This is a genomic window from Synechococcus sp. CCAP 1479/10, from assembly GCF_019038515.1.
GTDB lineage: Bacteria > Cyanobacteriota > Cyanobacteriia > PCC-6307 > Cyanobiaceae > Cyanobium.
The window spans coordinates 202,239-223,228 of the sequence record NZ_JAFKRJ010000006.1 but is presented as its reverse complement, the minus strand read 5'-3'; the positions used below and the strand labels follow the sequence as shown (position 1 = coordinate 223,228).

Genomic DNA, 20,990 nt, shown 5'->3' with positions numbered 1-20,990 from the left:
CTCGCTCCGGCCCTACCAGGGCAGCACCTGGCCGTTGGCGTGCCAGAACGTGCCGCTCGTCTCCAGGCTGAGGGCGTCGATGCGGGCCAGCAGGCCGCGCACGGACTCCTCCGGGGTGATGCCCTGGGAACTGAAGCCCGTCATGCGCGTGCTGACCAGGCCGGGGTGGAGCAGGGCCACGGCGATGCCGCGGGGGCGCAGGTCGATGGCCAGGGACTTGCCGGCCATGTTGAGCGCCACCTTCGACATCCGGTAGCCGTAGGAGCCGCCGGAGCCGTTGTCGTCGATCGAGCCCATGCGGCTCGTCATCAGGATCACCTTGGCGCCCTCGCCCAGATGGCCCAGCAGGGCCCGCGTGAGCCGCAGCGGGGCGATGGCGTTCACCTCGAACTGGCGCCGCAGGCTCTCGGCATCGAGGCCCCCCAGGCTGGTGGATTCCAGGATCCCGGCGTTGAGGATCAGAGCATCGAGGCGCAGGCCGTCCAGCCGTTCCACCAGGGCGTCGATGGCGGCTTCATCGGTGAGGTCGATCCCCGCCTCGATGCGGACCCCCAGGCTCTCCAGTTCCGGCGACGGGGTGCGGCAGACCGCCACCACCGTGTCGCCCCTGGCCTGGAGCTGGCGGCAGTACTCCAGGCCGATGCCGCGGTTGGTGCCGGTGATCAGAACGGTGGCCATGGGGACGGGGCGGCGGTGCGACGGCTGGCTGGATCGTATGGGGCTCAGCCCTCCTCCCAGCGGAATCCCTGGTCGTCCCAGGCTTTGGGATCCTCGATCGGCTCGAGGTGGGTCAGCACATCGCTGCGGGGCAGGGCGATGGCGATCTCCTCTTCCAGCCGCTCGCAGAGGTCATGGCCGGCCTGCACGGTCCAGCGGCCCGGCACCAGCACGTGCAGGGCGACGAAGCGCCGCGATCCGGCCACCCGGGTGCGCAGGGCATGGAAGCGGATCTCCTCCGATTCATGGGAGGCCAGCAGCGCCTCCAGCTTCTCCTGTTCGTCGATGGGGAGCGAGCGGTCGAGCAGGCCGGTGGCCGTCTCCCGCAGCAGATTCCACCCCGTCAGGGTGATGTTGAGCGCCACGGCGATGGCGATCAGCGGGTCGAGGATCGTCAGGCCGGTGAGCTTCACCAGGCCGATCCCCAGCAGCACCCCGGCGGAGGTCCAGACGTCGGTGAACAGGTGGTGGGCGTCGGCCCGCAGGGTGATCGAGTGGAAGTGGCGGGAGGCCCGCAGCAGCACCCAGGCCACCACGCCGTTGAGCAGGGTGGCCACCAGGGAGAGGGCCATGCCCAGCCCCAGCTGCTCCAGGGGCTCAGGAGTCTGCAGGCGCCCCACGGCGGCGTGGATGATCGCCAGGGCCGCCAGCACGATCAGCACGCTCTCCAGGCCGCTGGAGAAGTACTCGGCCTTGAAGTGGCCGTAGTGGTGGGTGCGGTCGGCGGGCTTGGCGGCGAGGGTGAGGGCCCAGAAGGCCCCCAGGGCCGCCACCAGGTTCACCCCGGATTCCATCGCATCCGAGAGCAGGCCCACCGAGCCGGTGTATCGCCAGGCGGCCGTCTTGAGCACGATGGTGGCCACCGCCGCCGCCACCGACAGAAGGATGTAGGAGCGGGGGGACGCGAAGACCATGGGATCGGACCGGTCGCCAGGGGGAGGATGCCGCCCGCCCATGCTCGCCCAGCCTGGCCACGGCGTCGCTTGGGGTCGCGGTTTGGCCCGTTCAGGGGCGGCGTTCGGCCACCAGCAGCAGGCCCCCCATGATCGAGAGGTTCTTCAACAGCGCGATCCGCTCCTGGGGGTCGGCCACCTCGTTGTGGAACAGCAGGGTGGTGGGCACCAGGAACAGCAGCAGCAGGATCGCCCCGAGCCGCGCCCGATAGCCGCTGATCACCAGCACCGACCCCACGACCATCAGGGCCACGGCCGCCGCCAGCAGGACCGGCGCCAGGGGGATGCCCCGGCCGGCGATCATCCCGGCCACGGCGCCGAACCCGGTCAGCTTGCCGATCACCGCGTGGATGAACACCAGGCAGAGCAGCACGCGCGCGATGCCATCGAGGAGGGAGGGCCTGGATCCGGGGGAGGACGTCATCGCTTGCCGTGCGGATAGGGGAGAGTCTGCTGGGGTTCCCCCCGGCCTGACGAGCCAACAGGCCCCGGCCTGACGGCTGGCAATCTGGATCGGACGTACGTGCTTCCCGCCCTCCATGGCCGCCGGCCCCGCCACCGCCGTGCTCGCGCTGCGGGGCGTCCGGGTCAGTGGCCGCGACCGGCCCCGGCTGGAGGACGTCGACCTGAGCCTGGCCCCCGGCGAGCGGGTGGCGTTGCTGGGGGCCAGCGGCGCCGGCAAGAGCACCCTGCTGGCGGTGGCCAACGGCCTGCTGGCGCCGGCGGCGGGCACGGTGCTCTGGGAAGGCCAGCCCCCCGCCCGCTCCCGCCGCGGCCGGCGGCTCCAGCAGGCCCGCATCGGCACGCTCTGGCAGGACCTGCGCCTGATCGAGGAGCTGACCGTCCAGCAGAACCTCAACGCCGCCCGCCTGGCCCGCTGGGGCTGGCCCCGGGCCCTGCTCAACCTGCTGCTGCCGCTCGACACCGAGGCCTGCGCGGCGGCCCTGCGGGCGATGGATCTGGATCCGGGCCTGCTGGAGCAACCGGTGACGGCCCTCTCCGGCGGCCAGCGCCAGCGGGTGGCGATGGCCCGCCTGCTGCGCCAGGAGCCCACCCTGCTGCTGGCCGATGAGCCCCTGGCCAGCCTCGATCCGCGCCTGGCCGGTGAGCTGCTGGCGCTGTTACTGGCCCAGGCCGAGGCTCCCCGGGCCCTGCTGCTGAGCCTGCACCGCCCCGACCTGCTCGACGGCTTCGACCGGGCGGTGGGCCTCAAGGACGGCCGGGTGCTGTTCGACGGGCCGGTGGGCCAGGTGAACCCCGACCTGCTGGCGGACCTCTATGGGGGCACCCCCCCCGGCGCGGCCCCTTGAAACCGGCCCCGCCGCTGTTGATGCTGCTGCCGGCCCTGGTGCTGGTGCCCCTGGTCGTCCTGCTGCCGCCGCTGGTGCACGGGGGCGGCTGGGAGCTGATCGGCAGCTTCGCGCTGGCGGCGGTGACCCCGTCGCTGGATCCGGTGGTGCTCGCCTCGCTGCTGAAGGGTCTGGGGGTGACGGTCGGCATGGCCCTGCTGGGCTGGGCCGGCAGCCTGGTGCTCGGCCTGCTGCTGGGGGCGTGCAGCTCCCGCACCGTCTGGCGCACCCTGACCGGCAGCGCCCTGCCGGCGGAGCTGATCCGCCGGCTGCTGGCCCTGCCCCGGGCGATCCATGAGCTGATCTGGGGGCTGCTGCTGCTCCAGCTGGTGGGGCTCCAACCGGCGGTGGCGGTGCTGGCGATCGCCCTGCCCTTCGGCGCCCTGGTGGCCCGGGTGCTGTCCGACCTGCTCGATGCCCTGCCCACCACCGGCCTGGAGGCCCTGCGGGCGGCGGGCGCCCCGGCACCGGCGGCCCTGCTCACGGCCCTGGGGCCGGCCCTGCTGCCCGGGGTGCTCAGCTACGGCGGCTACCGGCTGGAGTGCGCCCTGCGCAGCGCCACCCTGCTGGGGGTGTTCGGCCTCGGGGGCCTGGGCACCGACCTCAAACTCACGCTGCAGTCGCTGGAGTTCCATGAACTGTGGAGCGGCCTGTGGCTGCTGCTGGCGGTGATGCTCGCCCTGGAGGCGGGCATCAGCCTGCTGCGGCGGCGCTGGCTGGTGCCCGGCCGGTTCGTGCTGGCCCGGCGGGGGGTGGGCGAACGCAGCCGCGAGATGCTGCTGGCCCTGGCGGCCCTGGTGCCCCTCTGCGTCCTGGTGGGCCGGGCCCTGGGGGTGGATCCGGCGGCCCTGCTCAACTGGCAGCCGCTGCCGGGCCTGGGCGGCGGCGACTGGGCCGCTACCTGGGCCCTCCCCTGGCCGCGGCTGGTGGGCGGCACCCTGCTGCTCACCGCCCTGGCGGCCTGCCTGGCGGTGGGGCTGGCGCCGCTGCTGCTGCTGCTGCTGGCGCCGGTGGGCTGGGCGCGGCAGGGGCTGCGGCTGCTCTGGGCCCTGGGGCGCCTGTGGCCGCCGCCGCTGACGGCCCTACTGCTGCTGTTCGTGCTGCAGCCGGGGGTGATCACCGCCGCCCTGGCCCTGGGCTTCCACAACCTGGGGGTGCTGGGCCGGCTGCTGCTGGAGAGTGTCGACGCCACCGACCCGGCCGCTGAGGAGGCCATGGCCTGCGGCGGCAGCGGACCGCGGCTGGCCCTGCTCTACGGCCGCTTCAGCGCCCTGGCCAGGCCCTACCTGGCCTACGGCGCCTACCGGGCCGATGTGATCCTGCGGGAATCGGTGGTGGTGGGTCTGGTGGGGGCGACCGGGCTGGGCAGCCAGCTGCTGGAAAGCCTCAGCTCCTTCGCCTGGGACCAGCTGCTGGCGCTGGTGGCGGTCTACGCCCTGCTCACCCTGGCCGGCGAGGACCTCAGCGACCGGGCCCGGCACCGCTGGTTGCGGGCGGCCTGAGGGTGCCCCCCGCGTGGCACTCCCCGGGAGGATGACCCAAGGTGAGCCGGCCCCGGTGCCGCTGCGATGCCCCCGATGCGATCCAGTCCCGACACCCCTGGCCCACCCTTCCACTACCGGTTCCTGCACCGCGTCGCGCCGACGGCCCGAACCGGCTTCCTGGAGCTGGAGGAACGGCTGCGGGCCGCGGCCCGCGGCTACCCCGGCTTCGTGGAGGAGAGCCTGCCCAACCCCCTGGGTCAGGCCGACAACGGGGAACTGCTCTACGAATCGTCGCTGACCTTCGCCAGCCTGGCCGATTTTCTGGGCTGGATGGACAGCCCGGAGCGGCGGAACCTGCTCAACCCGGCCGAGCGCGGCGGCTACCGCTACGCGGGGGACGGCGACTGGGACGGCTATGCCCGCTGGCTGGGGGAAGCGGTGCGCCGCCGGGTGCCCGTCTGGAAGGTGAACCTGCTGGTGCTGCTGGTGCTCTACCCCACCGTGGAGGTGCTGCGGGTGCTGCTCCGGCCCCTGCCGCTGGATGGTCCCAGCGGCCTGCTGCTGGCCAATGTCTGCAGCGTGGCCCTCACGGGCTGGTGGCTGGTGCCCTGGGTGAGCCGGCTGTGCCGGCCGTGGCTGGAGGGCACCGGCAGCCGGCGTGGCCAGCGGCTCACGCTGACGGCGATCCTGGCGAGCCTGGGGCTGTTGTTGCTGCTGTTCCGGGTCCTGCCCGCCACCAGCACCTGAGCCCCCCTCAGTAACGAACCCGGTCGGGCCTGGCCTGGTACTCCTTCCAGACTTCCACCGCCTCCTCCCTCAGGATCTGGGTGAGCCGGATCGAGCGCTGTTCCTTCGGCAGGGCCAGCTGCTCGTAGATCGGACGATCGTCGAAATCCCCGTACTCCAGGGCGTCCTCCACGGTGGCGGCGTAGTACACCGCCTCGATGCCGGCCCAGTAGCAGGTGGCCATGCACATCGGACAGGGCTCGGCGGAGGTGTAGAGGATGCAGCCGGGCAGCTTGAAGCTCTGCAGGGTGATGCAGGCCAGCCGGATCGCCTCCATCTCGCCGTGCCAGGTGGGATCGTGGCTGGCCACGACGCGGTTCATCCCCTGGGAGATGACCACGCCATCCCTGACGATCACCGCCCCGAAGGCCCCGCCGGTGCCGTACTCCAGGGCCGCTTTGCGGGACAGTGCGATGGCCTGTCGGATGAAGGTCTCGTGGTCCGGCGTCGCTGCAGCCATGAACCTTCCTGCGCACGCCCCACCGTAGCCGCGCCGGCCGTGGCAGCCTCCCTTTCGAGATCACGCCAGGGGCCGCCGATGGCAGGGAGGGCCGCCCGCTGCGGGCCGTTGCGGGGGGCGGGCCTGGCCGCTGCCGCGCTGATGGTGAGCTCCCTGGCGTTGGGCGCCCTTGCCCCCACGGCCCTGGCTTCCCCGGCCGCCCCGCCCTGGCTGCAGCGGCTGATCGGGCAGATGAAGGCCCAGCCGCCCGGCAATCCGCCCCAGACCGTGTGGCGCTATCGCTACCGGGGCCAGGTGGTGTACTACCTGCCGCCCCAGTGCTGCGACCAGATGAGCACGCTCTTCGATGCCGAGGGCCGGGTGATCGCTGCCCCGGACGGGGGCCTCACCGGCCGGGGCGATGGTCGGGCCGGCGATTTCCATGAGCGGCGCCGCGAGGGCCTGCTGCTCTGGCGCGATCCGCGGTGATCGGGCCCACCCTGATCAGCCCCGCCCTACCAGCTCCAGGCCATCGGCCAGGGGGATCCCCTCCCGCTGGAAGCGGGCCACCAGACGCCCCTGCAGCTCACGGGCGCAGGCCCACTGCTCGCCGGTCACGGTGGTGAGCAGGACGCTCACGGTGATGCCAAGCGGGCCCGTGGCACTGACGCCCCGCAGCAGGGGGGGCGTCAGCAGGCGGGGTCCCCAGGTGGGGTCGGTGTGGAAGGCGGCGAGCTCCTCGGCCACCACCCCCAGGGCCTGGCCGATGGAGGTGCAGCGGTGGGAGATCAGCAGTTTCACCTCCTCCCCGGAGCGCAGCTTGGTGTGGTTCACCACCCGGTCGAAAGCACTGTTCTGGACCACGGCCACCCGGTGGTCGAAGCAGTGCAGCTGGGTGCTCAGCACACCCACATCCACCACGTCCCCCTCGAGGCCATTGATCTCCACCCAGTCGCCGATGGCGTAGCGGTCTTCGATCAGCACGGCGAGGCCGGCGACGAAGTCCCGCAGCAGCCCCTGGAACACCAGGGCCAGGCCGCCGAGCAGGGCGCCGCCGGCCAGCAGCAGGGAGGAGGAGGCGGCCCGGATCCCGGGAATGTCGATCAGGATCCAGCCGGCCGCCAGCAGGATGCAGACCAGATCGATGAGGCGATGGCTCACCCGCAGCAGGCTGCGGTGCCGCTGCTCCCGGCGGGCCTGCTCCTCCACCGGCACCCTGGAGCCGTCGGCCCACTGGTGCAGCAGGAAGGTGGCCAGGGAGCGCGCCAGCAGGGCGGCCAGCCCCACCATCAGCACCTTGAGGAGGGAATGAACGGGCTGGAGCAGCAACTGCAGCCCCAGGGGCACCTTGCCCGGGACGGCCATCACCCCCAGGGCCAGCATGACCATCAGCTGCAGCAGCACCAGCAGCAGCAGCACCAGCCCGAAGACCTGGTGGAGCTGCAGGCGTTGCTCCAGGGCCCGATCAGGGGTGGGGCTGCGGCGGCTGATGAGTGCGGCGCAGCGCACCCGGTTCCAGCGCCACAGCCAGAGGGTGGCGGCGGTGAGCAGGGCCAGAGCCAGCTGCACCGTGAGGGTGAACTGCCAGCGGCGGCGCAGATCGGCCGGCTGCATCACTTTGCGGGCATGGCGCAGGCGGCGCTGCAGCCGCTGTTGCCAGCGTTCCCCCAGGGTCATCGCGCTGACGCCGTTGAGGCTGGCGTCGGCCCGGGTGACCGTGAGCAGCGGCAGGGGTTCGGAGCGTTCCGGCACCCTGGCCTCCAGCACCACATCGCCCCCCGGCAGCTGCCGGCGCTCCACCACCAGCTGCTCGGGGGCGCTCCCCGTCACCCGCTGGAGCGGCGACGGCTCACAGGCCCCATCACTTCCCCCCAGCACCCGCACCAGGATCCACTCGGCGATCTGTTCGCTCTCGCTGCAGAGGTGCTCGGGGTCGTAGAGGAGGCGCAGGTTGCCTTCGATCACCTCGGCGCGGCGCCGGGCGTCGGGAGCATTGTCCTGATGGCCCACCACTGGAGAGGCCACGGTGAGGGCGGGAACGCCGAGGATCCGCACCTTGGCCAGCTCGAAACTGCCGGCGGCCACCACGCCGCCGGGGTCGGCCGGGCCTGTCCCGGGCCCACGGGCCCCGCTGCCATCGGCCGTGGCGGCGCCCATCGCCCCGGCCGGCGGCAGCCACCAGAGGCCGACGGCGAGCAGCAGGGCGAGGGCCCCCAGCCACCAGGGCCGGGTCCGCCGCCGCAGGACACGGGGCTGCATCAGGTTTCCGTGAGCCGCGGCAGCAGCTGCACCAGGTTGCAGGGTCGGGTGGTGGCGTCGAGCTGGGCGCGGATCAGCCGGTCCCAGGCGGTGGATACCGCATCGAGGGAGCCGGGCAGCACGAACACCACCGTGCCGTTGGCCACCCCGGCCAGGGCCCGGCTCTGCAGGGTGCTGGTGCCGATCGTCTCGAAGGAGAGCACCCGGAACAGCTCGCCGAAGCCCTCGATCGTCTTGTCGAGCAGGGGCGCCACGGCCTCGGGGGTGCCGTCGCGGCCGGTGAGGCCGGTGCCGCCGGAGCTGATCACCACCTGGACGGCGGGGTCGGCGATCCAGCGGCTCAGCTCGGCGCGGATGCGGTAGCGGTCGTCGGGCACCAGGCTGCGCTCCAGCAGCCGGTGGCCGGCCGCCTCGAGCCGCTGCTGCAGGGCATCGCCCGAGGGATCGTCGGCAAGGCTGCGGGTGTCGGAGACCGTGAGCAGGGCGATGGAGAGGCTCACGGATCCTGGGGCTGGGCTGGCACCGACGCTAGGGCGGAGAACGCCTCTGGCACACTGACTGTCGAGGAAAGCAGGCCAAGCGGAGAACCCGGGGATGACCTGGAAACGGCTGGGGCGGGGGCTGCTGTTCGGTCTGGCGGGCTTCCTGCTCAGCACCGGCATCAGCTATGTGCTGGTGCTGCAGCTCTACACCCGCCACGACCGCGAGCTGGCCGCGGCGATGGGCAGCTTCTTCTTCTTCGGCCCCATCGGCGGGGCCATCGCCCTGGTGATCGGGCTGCTGGTGTGACGCGGGGGCCGCGCTCAGGCTGCCACCGCCTCCACCACCGCCACCGGTGATGGGGTCGGGTGGATCCCCGCCAGGCGCAGGCCGGCGCGCTCCAGAAGCTGGGCGTACTCCGAAGGGGTGCGCTCCCGGCCCCCCTCGGTCATCACGAGCATGTTGAGATCGAGCAGCTTGCCCGGGGCCGGATCGTTGCCCGGGGGGATCACCTGCTCGAGAATCAGCAGCCGCCCGCCCGGGGCCAGGCCGGCGCGGATGTGGCCGAGGATCGTCAGGCAGGCGTCATCGCCCCAGTCGTGGAGGATGTGCTTGAGCAGGTAGGTGTCGCCGCCGGCCGGCGCGCTGGCGAAGAAGTCGCCGCCGACGACGCTGAAGCGCCCCTCCAGCTCCGGCGGCACCGTCACCGGCGCCACCACCGCCGGCTGATCGAAGAGGGTGCCGCGCAGGTGGCCGTGCTGGCGCAGCACCGCCTGCAGCAGTCCACCGCGGCCGCCGCCCACGTCGATCAGGTGGCGGGAGGCGCTGAAGTCCCAGGTGGCCAGCAGCCCCTCGGTCTCGACGCGGGAGAAGTCGGTCATGGCGCCGTCGAAAATGGCGCCGCGCTCGGGGTTGTGGCCGTACCAGTCGAAGACGGGTTCGCCGAAGTGGTGGCGGAAGGCGCTCTCGCCGCTGCGGACGCTGTGGAGCAGGTCGGTCCAGGCGTCGTAGTGCTCGCCGCCGAGCATGCGCACGAACTGGCGCAGGGAGCCGGGGTGGTCGCTGCGCAGCAGTTCGGCCAGGGGAGTGAGCACGAAGCGGCGCGGCTGGCTCTCGCTCTCGGCGAACACGCCCAGGCTGGCCAGACCCCGCAGCAGCCGGAACAGGGACTCCCCGTCGGCGCCGCAGCGGCCGGCGAGCTCCTCGGCCGCCAGACCCTCCGGCCCGGCGGCGGCCAGATGGTCGGCGATCGCCAGTTCGGCGGCCACATGCAGCATCTGGGTCACCCAGTTGCCGCAGGCCAGCTGGAGGAAAAGGCCGGAGAGATCCGCGCTGGGGTCCATCGAAGCTGAGCGGGGCGTTGCCGGTCTACACCTGCCCTGCACCAGGGTCATCCCTGGGGGTTCGTTGACCGCGGGTGACCGGTGCGCCGACACAGACACCACGGGCGCTGACCCCTTAGGTTCCGGGCGAGACCACCCGTCACCTCACTCCCCAGCCATGACCCTGAGCTCCGCCGAGCTGCTTGACGCCCTGCGCTGGCGCTACGCCACCAAGCAGTTCGACCCCAGCCGCCGCATTCCCGCTGACACGTGGGTAGCGCTGGAGCAGGCGCTGGTGCTCACCCCCTCCTCCTACGGCCTGCAGCCCTGGAAGTTCCTGGTGATCGAGGATCCGGCGCTGCGCGCCGAACTGCGGCCCCATTCCTGGAACCAGTCCCAGATCACCGATGCCTCGCACCTGGTGGTGTTCCTGGCGCGGCGAACGATCGAGCTGGGCGATCTGACGCGGCTGATCGAGGCCACGAGCTCAGCCCGCGGCGTGCCTGCGGAGCAGCTGGAGGGCTACCGGCAGCTGATGCAGAAGGATCTGGTCGACGGCCCCCGCAGCGCCGCCATCGCCAGCTGGGCCAGCAACCAGGTGTACATCGCCCTGGGCAACTTCATGACCGCCGCCGCCCTGCTGCAGGTGGACACCTGCCCGATCGAAGGCTTCTCGCCACCCGACTACGACCGCCTGCTGGGCCTGGAGGGGAGTCCCTACCGCAGTGCCGTGGTGTGCGTCGCCGGCTATCGCGATCCGGCCGACAAGTACGCCGACCTGGCCAAGGTCCGCTACCCGCTCGATGCGGTGATCGAACACCGCTGAATGGTCAGCCGCCCCGCTACGCCGGCCCTGTCGCTGGCAGCAGGATCGGATCGAGGGCCTCGTGACGCCAGCGGCCCTCGGCCTTCTCCGCCACCAGGGGAATGAGGCGGAGCCGCAGCGGCGTGCCGCTGCCCACATCCACCCGCAGACCGGAATAGGTTCGGCGCAGGCTCGAGCCGCGCCCGGAGCGACCCAGGAACAGACGGGATTGGGCCAGGGGGCGCTCCCGGCCGTCGACGGTTTCCTGGAGCAGAGGCCCCTCCCGCCGCTGGCGGCGCAGGCTGTAGCCGCTGCCGCCACAGATCAGCCAGGGAATGTGGGCATCGCCGTGGCCGGTGTCGGCGGTCTGGAGAAACTCCATGCAGTGGGCGTGGCCGCTGAAGGCCAGATCGATCAGGGGCCGCCCGGCTGGCAGCGGCCCGAGGGCGGCGGCGACGCGATCCAGCACGCCGCGCAGCCGGGCCCGCACCGCCAGGGTCTGGCCCTGGTCCCACTTGCTGGTTTCGGTGACGTAGGGGGGATGGTGCAGCACCAGCAGCCGGCCCCGCACGTCCGGGTTGCGCCAGGAGGCGATCAGGGCGTCGGCGAACCAGTCGAGCTGCTCCTGGTCGACCGCCGGCGGACCGCCTTCGAGCTGCTTGTCGATGTCCCGGATCTGCTCGTCGAGCTGCTCGGCCTTGGCGGCCCGGTCGTCGCGGGCGTCCTCGTCGCCGCCGAGGGGGCCCAGGGAGAGCAGCAGGGTGGCCCGTTCGGCGTCGAGCCGTTGGCGCCGCCGGCGCAGCTGGCCGTCGTCGGCGCCGGCCGGCAGGGGCTGGTTGAAGGTGTTGGAGTCGAGGGCGAACACATCGACCCCGGCCCAGCGGACGCTGTAGTGGCGGTGGGGCAGGCGGGTGAAGGCGCCGGGGCGGTAGAGCAGGCAGCGGGCCCCGTCGACGCTGGCGGTGCGGGTGCGGGCGAGGTGCTCCTCCAGCTCGGCCTCGGGCACGGCGCCCAGCCCATCGAGGAAGGCGCGGGCCCAGGCCTGGCCCACGAAGGAGCCGTGCCAGCCCACATCCAGCTGGATCCAGGAGCGCAGCAGCCGCCGCGACGGTGCCGTGACGCCGGCGAGCAGCCCCAGCGGCAGGGGGAGGTCGTAGTAGTCGTGGTTGCCGAGCACCGGCAGGAACGGCACCCGGAAGACGAGCCGGTCGTAGCGCAGCCGCTCCCAGTCTTCGCCGCCCACGATCCACTCCCGATAGGGACGGATGAAGTTGTCGGGATACTGCTCGCTGGAGCCCACCGGGTAGACGACGTCGCCGGTGTGGAGCAGGAAGCGGGCATCGGCGCCATGGGCGAGCAGCTGCTCCGCCACCCGCCGCTGGGGGGTGTCGCGGCGATGCAGCCCGGTGCCGCTGTCGCCGAGCACGAGGAAGGAGAAGGCCTCGGGGCTGCCCGGATCGCCGTCGATCGCCAGGCGGCAGGGGTCGATGCCGTGGCGGGCGAGGGCGGGATGGCCCCAGCGCACCCGGTCGGCCATGCGGCGGATCTTGGTGGCGACGCCCGCCTCGGTGGCCAGGTTCATGGAAGCCCGCTCACGGTGGCGGCAGCGGCGCGAACACCGTCAGGGCGCCGGGCAGGCAGGTGAAGGTGACCGGGTCGGCCTCGAGCATCTCGCCGTCGATCACCAGCCGCTGGGGCGGGTCGGTGGTGATGGTGATGCGGCTGGCGCGCAGACAGAGGAGATCGGGGTGGTTGGCGGGCGACTGCACCACGGCGGAGGTGAGCAGGGAGGCGAGGGCATTGAGGCCCTGCAGGCGGGTGGCGGGGGAGGCGATGGTGACCTCCAGCAGACCGTCGTCGGGGATCACCCGGCCGAAGCCCTGGGCCAGCACGGAGGTGGCGGGGGCCACGTTGGCCACGGTGATGGCGGCGGCCTGCACATCGGTGACGGTGCCGTCGATCTCGACCCTGGCCCGGAACGGCTGCTGGGACGCCAGCTGCTGGGCGCCGGCGAGCACGTAGGCGAGCGGGCCCAGCATCGTCTTGAGTTCGCGGGTGGCGCGATCCACCATCCCGGCCTCGAAACCGACCCCGGCCAGCAGGGTCATCGGCACGTGGTTGCAGCGGGCGGCATCCACCACGTGGGTGTGGCCGGCCAGGATCGTTTCGCAGGCGGCCACCAGGTCGGTGGGAATGAACAGCGCCGAGGCGAAGGCGTTGGCGGTGCCGCGGGGGATGACGCCGAGGGGAATGCCGGTGCCCGCCACCGCCCCCGCCACGGCCGAGACGGTGCCGTCACCGCCGCAGGCCACGATCATGGCGTTGCCCGCCTCGTCGGCCGGCCGGGCCTGGAGCAGCTCGACCAGTTCCCGGCACTGGTCGGCCGGGTCGGTGCCGGCCCGGGTGAGCAGCACCGTCACCAGCAGCTGGGGTTCGAGGATCGAGCGGATCAGGGCCAGATCGGCGTTGGCATCCCCCTGACCGGCGACGGGATTGAACAGCAGGTAGGCCGAGCGGCCGTGGGAAAGGCCGCGCAGGGCCAGCTCGGCGGTGGCGGCGTTGAGGGCCAGGGGCACGGCGGCCAGATCGCAGGCGCGGATCAGCAGCCCGGCGTCGGGCGACGTGCCCGCCGGCGCCGCCGGATCGAGGAAGGCCACCACCAGGTCCACCGCACCGGCCAGCACCTCGGCGGCCACCTGGATGTCACCCCCCTCGGCGAGGGCCGCCAGGGGCGTGACCCGCAGCTGGGCGGTGCGAGGGTCGCTGCGGAGCCGCTCCGCCAGTTCGGCGCTGGCCAGCAGGGGGAAGCCGGCGAGCGCCAGCGACTGCCGGTCGAGCCAGTCCAGCAGCGCCTCGCGGCGCGACGCACTTGCCAGCAGCGCCAGGGCATGGGCCATGGGGATCAGGCTAGGGGCGTCGCCGCCACCTTCCCATGGCCCGTCCCCAGCAGCGCCTGGCCGCCAATGCGGAGGGGCCGTTCTATGTGGACAGGGCCTGCATCGACTGCGGCACCTGCTGGCAGTTCGATCCGGCCCACTTCGCCCCCACCGGCCGCACGTCGCACGTGTGGGCCCAGCCGTGGGGCGAGGGCGAAACCCGCGCGGCGCTGCTGGCGCTGCAGGCCTGCCCGGTGGCGGCGATCGGCACCACCAGGGAGCTGCTGGCCCGGAGCCCGGCCGATGGCTTTCCGTCGCTGGTGTGCAGCCTGCCGGCGGGGGAGGTGCACTACGGCGGCTGGGCCTCGCGCAAGAGCTTCGGGGCCAGCAGCTGGCTGATCACCCGACGCCGCGCCGATGGGGGTCACGACAACGTGCTGATCGATTCACCGCGCTGGAGCGGCGCCCTGGCCCGCCGGATCGGTGCCCTGGGCGGCCTGCAGCAGATCCTGCTCAGCCACCGCGACGACGTGGCCGACCACGACGCCTGGGCCCGGCACTTCGGCGCCGAGCGCTGGATCCACACCGCCGATGCCGATGCCGCCCCGGAGGCGGAGCATCGCTTCGAGGGGACCGAACCCATCACGCTCGACGACGACCTGCTGGTGCTGCCGGTGCCGGGCCACACCGCCGGCTCGGTGGCGGTGCTGTTCGCCGGCCAGGTGCTGTTCAGCGGCGATCACCTCTGGTGGGGGGTGGATCCCCCCGGGGTGGTGGCCTCCCGCCGCTACTGCTGGTGGGACTGGCAGGAGCAGGTGCGCTCGGTGGAGCGGCTCCTGGATCTGGACGTGCGCTGGCTCCTACCCGGCCACGGCCGCTGGCACCACTTCGCCCCCGGCGAATGGCGGCGGGAGCTGGCGGCGACCCTGGCACGGGTGGGGGTGGACCGGGGCGGGGAACCCTGAAGGCGGCTCCGCCTTGTTCCCATGGCTCCGACTCCCGGCCCGAGGCTGATGGATCGTTACCGGGAGGAACTGATGCCCAGTGGGTGAAACGCTTTCTGCGCTTTCACGGGATGCGGCATCCCCTGGCCACGGTGGGGCAAGTGAGTGCCTCCACGCAGAACCAGGCGCTATCCGCCCTGCTCTTTCTCTACAGGCACGTGCTTGGGGGAGATGTGGGCAACCTGGAAGGGGTGGTGCGCGCCCGGCAGCCCAAGCGGTTGCCGGTGGTGTTCACGGTGGCGGAGACGAGGGAGGTGCTGCAACGGCTCCAGGGAACCGAACAGCTTGTGGCGCAGATGCTCTATGGCAGCGGACTGCGGCTGATGGAAGCGCTGAGGCTCCGGGTGCAGGACGTGGAGATTGAGGTCAGGCAAGTGACCGTCCGCAGCGTCAAAGGCGACAAGGACCGGGTCACCGTGCTCCCCGCAAACCTCATGGAGCCCTTGCAGAATCATCTGTTGGTGGTGCGGCAGATGCACCGAGCCGACCTAAGGGAGTACCCGAACGCCGCCTCGTAATGGGGCTGGCAGTGGGTCTTCCCCCAATCGCACCGTTGGCGTGACGCAGGGACTCGAACGGAAGGCCGGCACCACATTGACCCGTCCGTGATTCAGAAGGCGGTGAAGCGGGCAATCCTGCGGGCCGAAATCAGCAAGCCTGCCAGCTGCCACACCTTTCGCCACTCGTTTGCGACTCACCTGCTGGAGCGTGGCCAGGACATCCGCACCATCCAGGAATTGCTGGGGCACAGCGACGTGAAGACCACGATGATCTATACGCATGTGCTGAATCGTGGCCCCTGTGGGGTGATGAGCCCGGTGGACCTTCTGTAGCGTTCTGAACCGCTGGATCTCGGACCCGCCCATGTCTCCGTCACCCAAGAGCAACGCCAGAGAAAAGCCTTACGCTGGAGCGAGCTCCAAGGCTTGATCATGGTCTCGCAGGTTTCTTATGCCGCCGGAGACCCCCGAGCGGGATGGATACCGGACTCGCCGAAATACTGTTAGGTGCACAGGAAGGCCGAGGTCGGTATCATTGATGTGATGGTAGCGCTTTCGGATGCCGACAATCCTGAGATGCGGTCCTTATAGGGTCTACTTCTACAGTCACGAGTCAAACGAGCCTCCCCATGTTCATGTCGACAGAGATAAGGCGTCTTGCAAAGTCTGGCTTGTTCCTGTGGCACTGTCCTCAAGCCTTGGTTTCAGCGCAAGAGAGCTGCGTGAAATTGAACGGCTGGTCAGCTTGAACAGAGCTATCCTGCTGAAAGCATGGGAGGAGTTTCATGGCTAACCCTGGTGAGCAGGTCACTGACGTTGCTTTGACAGAAGACCGGCTGATCGTCGACCTAGCTGACGGTCGTTCTATCTCGGTACCGCTGGCTTGGTTCCCAAGGCTTCTACATGCAACCTCCCAGGAGCGTAACAACTGGGAGATTGCAGGGGCAGGCTACGGAATCCACTGGCCAGATGTCGATGAGGATTTAAGTGTGGAAGGCCTGCTTCGAGGTGCGCCAGCGCCCCAGGCAAAGGCTCTGGTCAGCTAACACCGCCATGCACCTGAGCCGCCTCCAAGTGAGCCCTGCAAACCCCACTGTCTCCTTGCGGCCAGGTGATGGCGAGCGTTAGGCGTTACAGCATGCCAGCATCTCTATGTAGAGGAGCTACTGTTGCTACTCATTCAAGCTCGCTATGAACATCAGGCATCTAAGGCTATACCACTACCCCGCGACTCGCAGTGCCCGCGTGAAATGGATGCTGCATGAAGTGGTCGGCGACGCATTCGAAATCGAGAGGGTCGAACTCTATGACGGCATTCAGTACAGCGCCGAGTTTATTGAACTCAATCCTAATCACGGTGTCCCAGTCCTAGAAGTGACATGGGACACGGGCGTGACACAATGCATCATCGAGAGTGCCGCAATCGTCACCTTTCTCGCAGATTCCTACCCTGACAAGGGTCTAGCACCTAGGCCCGATGCAACACCCGAGCGCGCGGACTACCTGCAAATGCTTCACTTTGGGTCAACGTGGATGGACATGATGCTTTGGCAGATCCGGATCCATGAACATGTGTTGCCACACGCCGAGCGCGACCCGCGCACAGTCGCTCGCTATCGCAAGAAGTTTTCCGAGGAAGTGGAGCCGCAGATTGCTCGACGTCTCGAGCAGGCGCCGTACATCTGCGGTGACGAGTTCACGGCAGCGGACTGTGTGGTTGGCCACAGTGTTTTCTGGGCGAGGGTTTACGGTCTATGCCGCGATAAAGGGTTCCGACGCTACCTCGCAACGTTGGCTAAAAGGCCGGGGTTCGTCAGTGCATTCTCCGACGCGCGTGAGATCTCTCCAGACGTGGCGCAGGATATGCCGATCGTCGCCCGGTTCACAGGCTAGCCGGTGCGACTGTGAAGACTTGCCGGTAGCGATCGGGTGGTTACTTTGAGTGTCGCCTAACCCCTCGCTCAACCGGACGCTATACAGCATCCTGTCGTTTAGCCAGCCATTTCTTTCTGGGCTTAATGCCGTCCTGCTTTTCCCCGCCGGTTAGCTCAAGCGTTATGCAGTTAAGCTCTTGAAATGGTCAGATACCGCTTTGCCATTGACTCTGCTGACAGGATTATCGACGCAGAAGCCTCTACAGATTACTCAGCGTCTGGCTCGTATTGGTGCGTCTCATGCGGTCAGGAGCTGGTTGCGAAAGTTAAAGGGAAAATCAAACGCCCTCATTTCGCTCATAAGCAACAAGTAGAGTGCAATGGAGAAACATACCTTCACCGACTAGCTAAATTGGCATTCTTGGAATCTTATAAGGAGTGTCTGCAAGAAGAAGCCCCATTCCTCGTTTCTATTTCTATGCCAAAACATTGTGAAAGATTCAAGCAGATTATAAGCTGCTTTAGCAGGCTGCCGGATTCACAGCACGAGTATGACCTTACCCTTTTTTACCCTGTCATTGATGTAGAGACCAGGGAAGGTAGTTTCATTCCCGACATCGTATTAAAGAGCAAGTCTAGGCCTGGTGACACAGTATTTGTTGAAATTGCCGTAACGCATTTTCTGTCGGAAGCAAAATGCTCTTCGGGGCATAGGATCATCGAAATCCCAGTAGCATCTGAAGATCAGATAAGTGTTATTCGCAGTAAGAAGCTAACGTCAAGTGATGCATTGTTTGTTGGTTTTGCTCCATCTCCTTCGTTGGCAACAAATGATGAGTGTCGTTGCGCCACAAAACAGGTTTATTCTTTTTATGTGTTCAAGTCTGGAAAGTCATTTATGGAGAGAGCTGCAGTCGCAACCATCCATGCAAATCTTGAAAGACAAAGAAAGTCAATTATCTATCATAACATATTCGTTGAAAGTCCAAGACATGATTTAACTGAAGAATGGGAGTCTAACTGCATTGAAGTAGGAAACTTCGATCTTAGCCGAGGAAGTCTTTTTGTTGAGCAAGTTCTATTGGCCTCAAGTCGCAGAGTTCCAATCAAGAACTGTTTTCTATGCAGATATCATGGAGACAACTGGGATGGCGAATCCTCTCATAGCATCTATTGCAAGACTTACCGGAAGGCTTGCAACTCCAATGACGCCAGCACGTGCGATAGATACCGACTATCAACTCCAACTGCATAACATTGCCATTCACCTGAGCCGCCTCCTATGGTTTGGTGGCAGATTCCGCATCTATCTGCGGCCAAGTGATGGCAGCGTTAGACATCTTCTGGAGAATCCATGACCATCCATCTACTACTTTTCGATCTACTCGAAACTTCTAACATTCGATACCCCAAAAGTGATACGGGAGATTTTGAGGTGGTTCCCGTTCCGAAGGGACCAATTGCGCGAATTGCAGGAAGGGCATTTTTCCCAGGAGGCTCGGGAAGCTCTTCGGGCGAGAACCATCTCGTCCCAGAGAATCCAATTCTTGTAATCGGCAACAACTTTGGCTCTTACTCATACTATTTAGACTGTGTGCAGATCCACAAGGAAGAACCCTTGAGTAATTCGACGTGGGGAGAACTGCTTCATATCTATCAGCAAGCAGGCCTTGATCCTAACTTTTGTTTCCACACAAATGTGTTCATGGGGTACCTCCCTGGAGACAAGAATTCAGAGTCAATGAAAATCACTAAAGCGTTCAAGAAAGACTGTTACTCATTTCTAGTGAAGCAAATTCTAACGGTTAAGCCGAGAGCGATCATTGCTGTTGGAGCAAAGTCTAAAGATTCACTATCTCATCTTGCCAACGGCAAGATTCCTTCGTGGTCATCGGCTACATATGCAGCGCTCTATCAAAACGGCCATTTCTTTCACAGAGACATTGATTTGTCATCAACTACTCTTGAATGGAGAGGTGACCTTCTGACAATGACTCATCCCGCTCTCCGAAGGGGAAACTTTGGCAAGATCAGGAAGAACGAAGGGTTTGATCCTGAGCCTATCGAGATTGAGGGTCTTTCTAGTCTTGTAGAACGAAATGTCTAACATCACGATCCAGCGGCCGGTCCTGCTGCTGTCCTGTGGAAGCATCGGGCATCTGCCCGCCGCTGATCTTGAGCGTTCGACGGAGCATTGTTGCTTTGAGGCATGGCCTGTATTGGAGGGACGCGATGAAACGCCTAGAGCGTATTGAATGTATTCTTTCAATGTTGATTGAAGCCAATCCGTGCATTGGCATCGGGAGTAAGAGCAGTGCCGATAATCAGCGCAACTCAAAATGGCTGGCGGCATGTCGCTCGAAGGCAACTTTGGCATGGCATATACTGAATCTGCCTCAACCGCCGACAATCCAAGCCTCAACAGGCAGATCCAAACAGCGAAGCTTGTTAATCTCCTCAATTAGCACGATCGGAATACCCCGCTCCCGTGCCTGCATCATTTTCGTATTCACTAGATCCAGACTTGTGGAGAGAAGGAAGTCAGGGGGATCTTTCTTGCTGAATGAATTCACCTTGATGCCTTGCAGGCCTAAGGCCTTCGCGTGAGCTTTTGAACGCCGAATCGGAGTATCAACACTAGTCGAGCGCGGCCCTGTGGTTGCAAAGATCAAGCCTGGTTTTAGCTGCAACAAGATACAGTCCCAGGAAGCCTCAGGCAGTGATTGGATCATTCCACGCGTCAAGGCTTGAGCAGAAGCGCTCAGGTTGAGTGTGGTCAGCACCTTCACGGGAGATGTCGAAGGCTCAAGGTGTGACATGCCCTTGATCAAGGCTCTTGCCAGAGGCATTGCATCCCCAATAGCGGTGTGTGCCAAGCGTTGATTGAAGTCGACGCCGTGAAACGCACAAAGATTTGCCAGTTTCTTCCGGAAAGAATCAGCCGGATCACCTCTGAAGCCGCGAAGTGTGCAGAGCCCTGATCCAAGATCGATTTGGAGATCCGAGTGATCTCTAAAATGCCGTTCGAGAATCGGTAGGTCATAGCTCAGATTATGAGCCACTAGAACATGTTGATCGATCTTTGCAGCAAACAGCGGTGAGACCTCCGAGAATGAGGGCGCCCTCTTGACATCTGTATCTCTAATCCGATGTATTTCCGTGGCCTTTGTTGGAATCTCGCAGGCGGGTTTAACAAGAGATTCCCAGACTTCAGTGATTTCTCCACTTGGATCAACGCAGACGAGACCGATCTCCACAATTAGGCATTCAGCCGTATTCTTTCCGGTAGTTTCTAGGTCAAATACGGCGAAGCCCTTTGCACCCTGGGGCAAAAGCGCATGTAGGGGCTTGGCAGCTGATGCAGTGGAAGCCCTTGAAGATGAGGTGGGCGCGGTCCGCGCCAATTGTGGGATCTGCTCTACTGATATCTTGGGTGGCCTCTCTTCTCCCTGAAAAGCCTTAATGGGTAGATTGGCTGCGACCCAGTCACGAATATCACGCGGGTTCTCAAGAATCAATGCCGGTGAGGCGTCTAGGATCTGCAACCGCTCAAAGCCGCTTACCAGAAAAGTCTTAGTGATGGTATGTCCGTCTTGTCGTACATTCACTGAGTGCACAACACCCTCCGAGATGACACAGCTGTAGAGAGTCAAGTCACGCTCGGAGCGGGATCCATCAGCTTTTACATAAATGACACGAGCGCGAATTTTCCCCTGAATGGCGGGGGACTGCTTACCTTTTTCAGGAGATGGAGGTGCCGTAGGCTTCGAGATGCTTGGCCTGGACGTGGCGGTTGATCTAGTGATCTCTTGAACAATCGTTGGCGGCGGCGTTGGCGCTACCAGCCGCGTCGGCTTGGCAGACCCTCTTTCGGTGTGGGCTTGTTGATTCTTACTGGCCGCGCGTAAGGCGATCGCACATGCCCAAATCAGAATGCCAACAAGAACTACGCCTGTCAGTAGGAGCAACACCATGACTTCGTTCACGCAGCGCCTGATCACCATATTGTAGGTTCCAAGAGGGAGATACGCAGCGCAACGTGCAAATCCTCAATGGCGGCGCTGAAGCACGCCAAGTGCGTGGCATGAGCGGATTCGCTAAACCAGTAGAAGGTGAGATCACCGACATATTGGCGCCGTCCC

22 protein-coding genes and 1 pseudogene are annotated in these 20,990 nt (G+C 66.5%); 13 read left to right on the top strand and 10 right to left on the bottom strand.

Features of this window, described 5'->3' with window-relative positions; translation table 11 throughout:
• Nucleotides 1–12: 12 nt before the first annotated feature.
• The 3 genes from KUG39_RS02595 to KUG39_RS02585 all read right to left on the bottom strand — a co-directional run bounded on the left by KUG39_RS02595 (nt 13) and on the right by KUG39_RS02585 (nt 2,094).
• Nucleotides 13–678, bottom strand: coding sequence for an SDR family oxidoreductase (locus KUG39_RS02595; protein ID WP_216912568.1), 666 nt, complete (start codon nt 676–678; stop codon nt 13–15).
• Between the two features lie 44 nt (nt 679–722).
• Nucleotides 723–1,631 carry a cation diffusion facilitator family transporter gene (locus KUG39_RS02590; RefSeq protein WP_216912566.1) on the bottom strand — a complete coding sequence of 303 codons (909 nt, stop codon included), beginning with the start codon at nt 1,629–1,631 and terminating at the stop codon, nt 723–725.
• Nucleotides 1,632–1,722: 91 nt separating this feature from the next.
• Nucleotides 1,723–2,094, bottom strand: coding sequence for a DoxX family protein (locus KUG39_RS02585; protein WP_216912564.1), 372 nt, complete (start codon nt 2,092–2,094; stop codon nt 1,723–1,725).
• A gap of 115 nt (nt 2,095–2,209) precedes the next feature.
• Here KUG39_RS02585 and KUG39_RS02580 point away from each other — a divergent pair, with 115 nt between their 5' ends.
• From KUG39_RS02580 to KUG39_RS02570, 3 genes are all read left to right on the top strand, one after another.
• A complete protein-coding gene (locus KUG39_RS02580; RefSeq protein ID WP_216912562.1) occupies nt 2,210–2,980 on the top strand; it encodes a phosphonate ABC transporter ATP-binding protein in 771 nt (256 codons plus the stop codon).
• Nucleotides 2,977–4,521, top strand: coding sequence for a PhnE/PtxC family ABC transporter permease (locus tag KUG39_RS02575; protein WP_216912560.1), 1,545 nt, complete (start codon nt 2,977–2,979; stop codon nt 4,519–4,521). The genes KUG39_RS02580 and KUG39_RS02575 overlap by 4 nt, the downstream gene beginning before the upstream one ends.
• A gap of 75 nt (nt 4,522–4,596) precedes the next feature.
• Nucleotides 4,597–5,250, top strand: coding sequence for a putative antibiotic biosynthesis monooxygenase (locus KUG39_RS02570; protein ID WP_216912558.1), 654 nt, complete (start codon nt 4,597–4,599; stop codon nt 5,248–5,250).
• Between the two features lie 7 nt (nt 5,251–5,257).
• Here the strand turns inward: KUG39_RS02570 and KUG39_RS02565 are convergent, their stop codons facing one another.
• Entirely contained in the window at nt 5,258–5,749 is a 492-nt protein-coding gene (locus KUG39_RS02565) for a nucleoside deaminase (RefSeq protein WP_216912556.1), read from the bottom strand.
• A gap of 78 nt (nt 5,750–5,827) precedes the next feature.
• On the opposite strand from KUG39_RS02565, the gene KUG39_RS02560 reads away from it, so the two are divergent.
• Entirely contained in the window at nt 5,828–6,217 is a 390-nt protein-coding gene (locus KUG39_RS02560; RefSeq protein ID WP_216912554.1) for a DUF6970 domain-containing protein, read from the top strand.
• 15 nt (nt 6,218–6,232) lie between these two features.
• On the opposite strand, the gene KUG39_RS02555 is transcribed toward KUG39_RS02560, so the two are convergent.
• Both KUG39_RS02555 and moaB read right to left on the bottom strand, forming a co-directional pair.
• Nucleotides 6,233–7,987, bottom strand: coding sequence for a mechanosensitive ion channel family protein (locus tag KUG39_RS02555; RefSeq protein WP_216912552.1), 1,755 nt, complete (start codon nt 7,985–7,987; stop codon nt 6,233–6,235).
• Nucleotides 7,987–8,487, bottom strand: coding sequence for a molybdenum cofactor biosynthesis protein B (gene moaB, locus KUG39_RS02550; RefSeq protein ID WP_216912550.1), 501 nt, complete (start codon nt 8,485–8,487; stop codon nt 7,987–7,989). The genes KUG39_RS02555 and moaB overlap by 1 nt, the downstream gene beginning before the upstream one ends.
• A gap of 94 nt (nt 8,488–8,581) precedes the next feature.
• Here moaB and KUG39_RS02545 point away from each other — a divergent pair, with 94 nt between their 5' ends.
• Nucleotides 8,582–8,776 (top strand): hypothetical protein, encoded by a 195-nt coding sequence (locus KUG39_RS02545; RefSeq protein ID WP_216912548.1) that lies wholly within the window; start codon nt 8,582–8,584, stop codon nt 8,774–8,776.
• 14 nt (nt 8,777–8,790) lie between these two features.
• Here the strand turns inward: KUG39_RS02545 and KUG39_RS02540 are convergent, their stop codons facing one another.
• A complete protein-coding gene (locus tag KUG39_RS02540; protein WP_216912545.1) occupies nt 8,791–9,810 on the bottom strand; it encodes a methyltransferase in 1,020 nt (339 codons plus the stop codon).
• Nucleotides 9,811–9,967: 157 nt separating this feature from the next.
• Between KUG39_RS02540 and KUG39_RS02535 the strand changes: the two genes are divergently transcribed.
• Complete coding sequence (locus tag KUG39_RS02535) at nt 9,968–10,615, top strand: NAD(P)H-dependent oxidoreductase (protein ID WP_216912543.1); 648 nt, start codon at nt 9,968–9,970, stop codon at nt 10,613–10,615.
• A gap of 16 nt (nt 10,616–10,631) precedes the next feature.
• On the opposite strand, the gene KUG39_RS02530 is transcribed toward KUG39_RS02535, so the two are convergent.
• Both KUG39_RS02530 and KUG39_RS02525 read right to left on the bottom strand, forming a co-directional pair.
• Nucleotides 10,632–12,176: a metallophosphoesterase family protein gene (locus KUG39_RS02530; RefSeq protein WP_216912541.1), complete on the bottom strand. Its 1,545-nt coding sequence runs from the start codon at nt 12,174–12,176 to the stop codon at nt 10,632–10,634.
• Nucleotides 12,177–12,186: 10 nt separating this feature from the next.
• The gene (locus KUG39_RS02525) at nt 12,187–13,491 is read right to left on the bottom strand and encodes a diacylglycerol kinase family protein (protein ID WP_216912539.1); all 1,305 of its coding nucleotides are present in this window, start codon (nt 13,489–13,491) and stop codon (nt 12,187–12,189) included.
• Nucleotides 13,492–13,526: 35 nt separating this feature from the next.
• On the opposite strand from KUG39_RS02525, the gene KUG39_RS02520 reads away from it, so the two are divergent.
• The 7 genes and pseudogenes from KUG39_RS02520 (at nt 13,527) to KUG39_RS02490 (ending at nt 18,955) form a co-directional block, all read left to right on the top strand.
• On the top strand, nt 13,527–14,435 hold the full coding sequence (locus KUG39_RS02520; RefSeq protein ID WP_216912537.1) for an MBL fold metallo-hydrolase: 909 nt from the start codon (nt 13,527–13,529) through the stop codon (nt 14,433–14,435).
• A pseudogene (locus KUG39_RS17525) lies at nt 14,372–15,307 on the top strand (integron integrase). Before KUG39_RS02520 ends, KUG39_RS17525 begins: the two are co-directional and overlap by 64 nt.
• A 226-nt stretch (nt 15,308–15,533) precedes the next feature.
• Nucleotides 15,534–15,767 (top strand): DUF4160 domain-containing protein, encoded by a 234-nt coding sequence (locus KUG39_RS02510; RefSeq protein WP_216912535.1) that lies wholly within the window; start codon nt 15,534–15,536, stop codon nt 15,765–15,767.
• A complete protein-coding gene (locus tag KUG39_RS02505; protein ID WP_216912533.1) occupies nt 15,760–16,020 on the top strand; it encodes a DUF2442 domain-containing protein in 261 nt (86 codons plus the stop codon). Before KUG39_RS02510 ends, KUG39_RS02505 begins: the two co-directional genes overlap by 8 nt.
• Nucleotides 16,021–16,165: 145 nt before the next feature.
• Nucleotides 16,166–16,867 carry a glutathione S-transferase family protein gene (locus KUG39_RS02500; RefSeq protein ID WP_286192858.1) on the top strand — a complete coding sequence of 234 codons (702 nt, stop codon included), beginning with the start codon at nt 16,166–16,168 and terminating at the stop codon, nt 16,865–16,867.
• A 183-nt stretch (nt 16,868–17,050) separates the two neighbouring features.
• Nucleotides 17,051–18,103, top strand: coding sequence for a competence protein CoiA family protein (locus tag KUG39_RS02495; RefSeq protein WP_216912530.1), 1,053 nt, complete (start codon nt 17,051–17,053; stop codon nt 18,101–18,103).
• A 99-nt stretch (nt 18,104–18,202) separates the two neighbouring features.
• Entirely contained in the window at nt 18,203–18,955 is a 753-nt protein-coding gene (locus KUG39_RS02490; protein WP_216912529.1) for a uracil-DNA glycosylase family protein, read from the top strand.
• A gap of 289 nt (nt 18,956–19,244) precedes the next feature.
• On the opposite strand, the gene KUG39_RS02485 is transcribed toward KUG39_RS02490, so the two are convergent.
• Entirely contained in the window at nt 19,245–20,852 is a 1,608-nt protein-coding gene (locus KUG39_RS02485) for a 3'-5' exonuclease (protein WP_216918194.1), read from the bottom strand.
• Between the last annotated feature and the right edge of the window lie 138 nt (nt 20,853–20,990).

Coding starts and splice junctions, on each gene's coding strand:
- KUG39_RS02595 (WP_216912568.1), bottom strand. CDS start 678: ATGGCCACCGTTCTGATCACCGGCACCAACCGCGGCATCGGCCTGGAG.
- KUG39_RS02590 (WP_216912566.1), bottom strand. CDS start 1,631: ATGGTCTTCGCGTCCCCCCGCTCCTACATCCTTCTGTCGGTGGCGGCG.
- KUG39_RS02585 (WP_216912564.1), bottom strand. CDS start 2,094: ATGACGTCCTCCCCCGGATCCAGGCCCTCCCTCCTCGATGGCATCGCG.
- KUG39_RS02580 (WP_216912562.1), top strand. CDS start 2,210: ATGGCCGCCGGCCCCGCCACCGCCGTGCTCGCGCTGCGGGGCGTCCGG.
- KUG39_RS02570 (WP_216912558.1), top strand. CDS start 4,597: ATGCGATCCAGTCCCGACACCCCTGGCCCACCCTTCCACTACCGGTTC.
- KUG39_RS02565 (WP_216912556.1), bottom strand. CDS start 5,749: ATGGCTGCAGCGACGCCGGACCACGAGACCTTCATCCGACAGGCCATC.
- KUG39_RS02560 (WP_216912554.1), top strand. CDS start 5,828: ATGGCAGGGAGGGCCGCCCGCTGCGGGCCGTTGCGGGGGGCGGGCCTG.
- KUG39_RS02555 (WP_216912552.1), bottom strand. CDS start 7,987: ATGCAGCCCCGTGTCCTGCGGCGGCGGACCCGGCCCTGGTGGCTGGGG.
- KUG39_RS02545 (WP_216912548.1), top strand. CDS start 8,582: ATGACCTGGAAACGGCTGGGGCGGGGGCTGCTGTTCGGTCTGGCGGGC.
- KUG39_RS02540 (WP_216912545.1), bottom strand. CDS start 9,810: ATGGACCCCAGCGCGGATCTCTCCGGCCTTTTCCTCCAGCTGGCCTGC.
- KUG39_RS02535 (WP_216912543.1), top strand. CDS start 9,968: ATGACCCTGAGCTCCGCCGAGCTGCTTGACGCCCTGCGCTGGCGCTAC.
- KUG39_RS02530 (WP_216912541.1), bottom strand. CDS start 12,176: ATGAACCTGGCCACCGAGGCGGGCGTCGCCACCAAGATCCGCCGCATG.
- KUG39_RS02525 (WP_216912539.1), bottom strand. CDS start 13,491: ATGGCCCATGCCCTGGCGCTGCTGGCAAGTGCGTCGCGCCGCGAGGCG.
- KUG39_RS02520 (WP_216912537.1), top strand. CDS start 13,527: ATGGCCCGTCCCCAGCAGCGCCTGGCCGCCAATGCGGAGGGGCCGTTC.
- KUG39_RS02510 (WP_216912535.1), top strand. CDS start 15,534: ATGCCGACAATCCTGAGATGCGGTCCTTATAGGGTCTACTTCTACAGT.
- KUG39_RS02505 (WP_216912533.1), top strand. CDS start 15,760: ATGGCTAACCCTGGTGAGCAGGTCACTGACGTTGCTTTGACAGAAGAC.
- KUG39_RS02500 (WP_286192858.1), top strand. CDS start 16,166: ATGAACATCAGGCATCTAAGGCTATACCACTACCCCGCGACTCGCAGT.
- KUG39_RS02495 (WP_216912530.1), top strand. CDS start 17,051: ATGGTCAGATACCGCTTTGCCATTGACTCTGCTGACAGGATTATCGAC.
- KUG39_RS02490 (WP_216912529.1), top strand. CDS start 18,203: ATGACCATCCATCTACTACTTTTCGATCTACTCGAAACTTCTAACATT.
- KUG39_RS02485 (WP_216918194.1), bottom strand. CDS start 20,852: ATGGTGATCAGGCGCTGCGTGAACGAAGTCATGGTGTTGCTCCTACTG.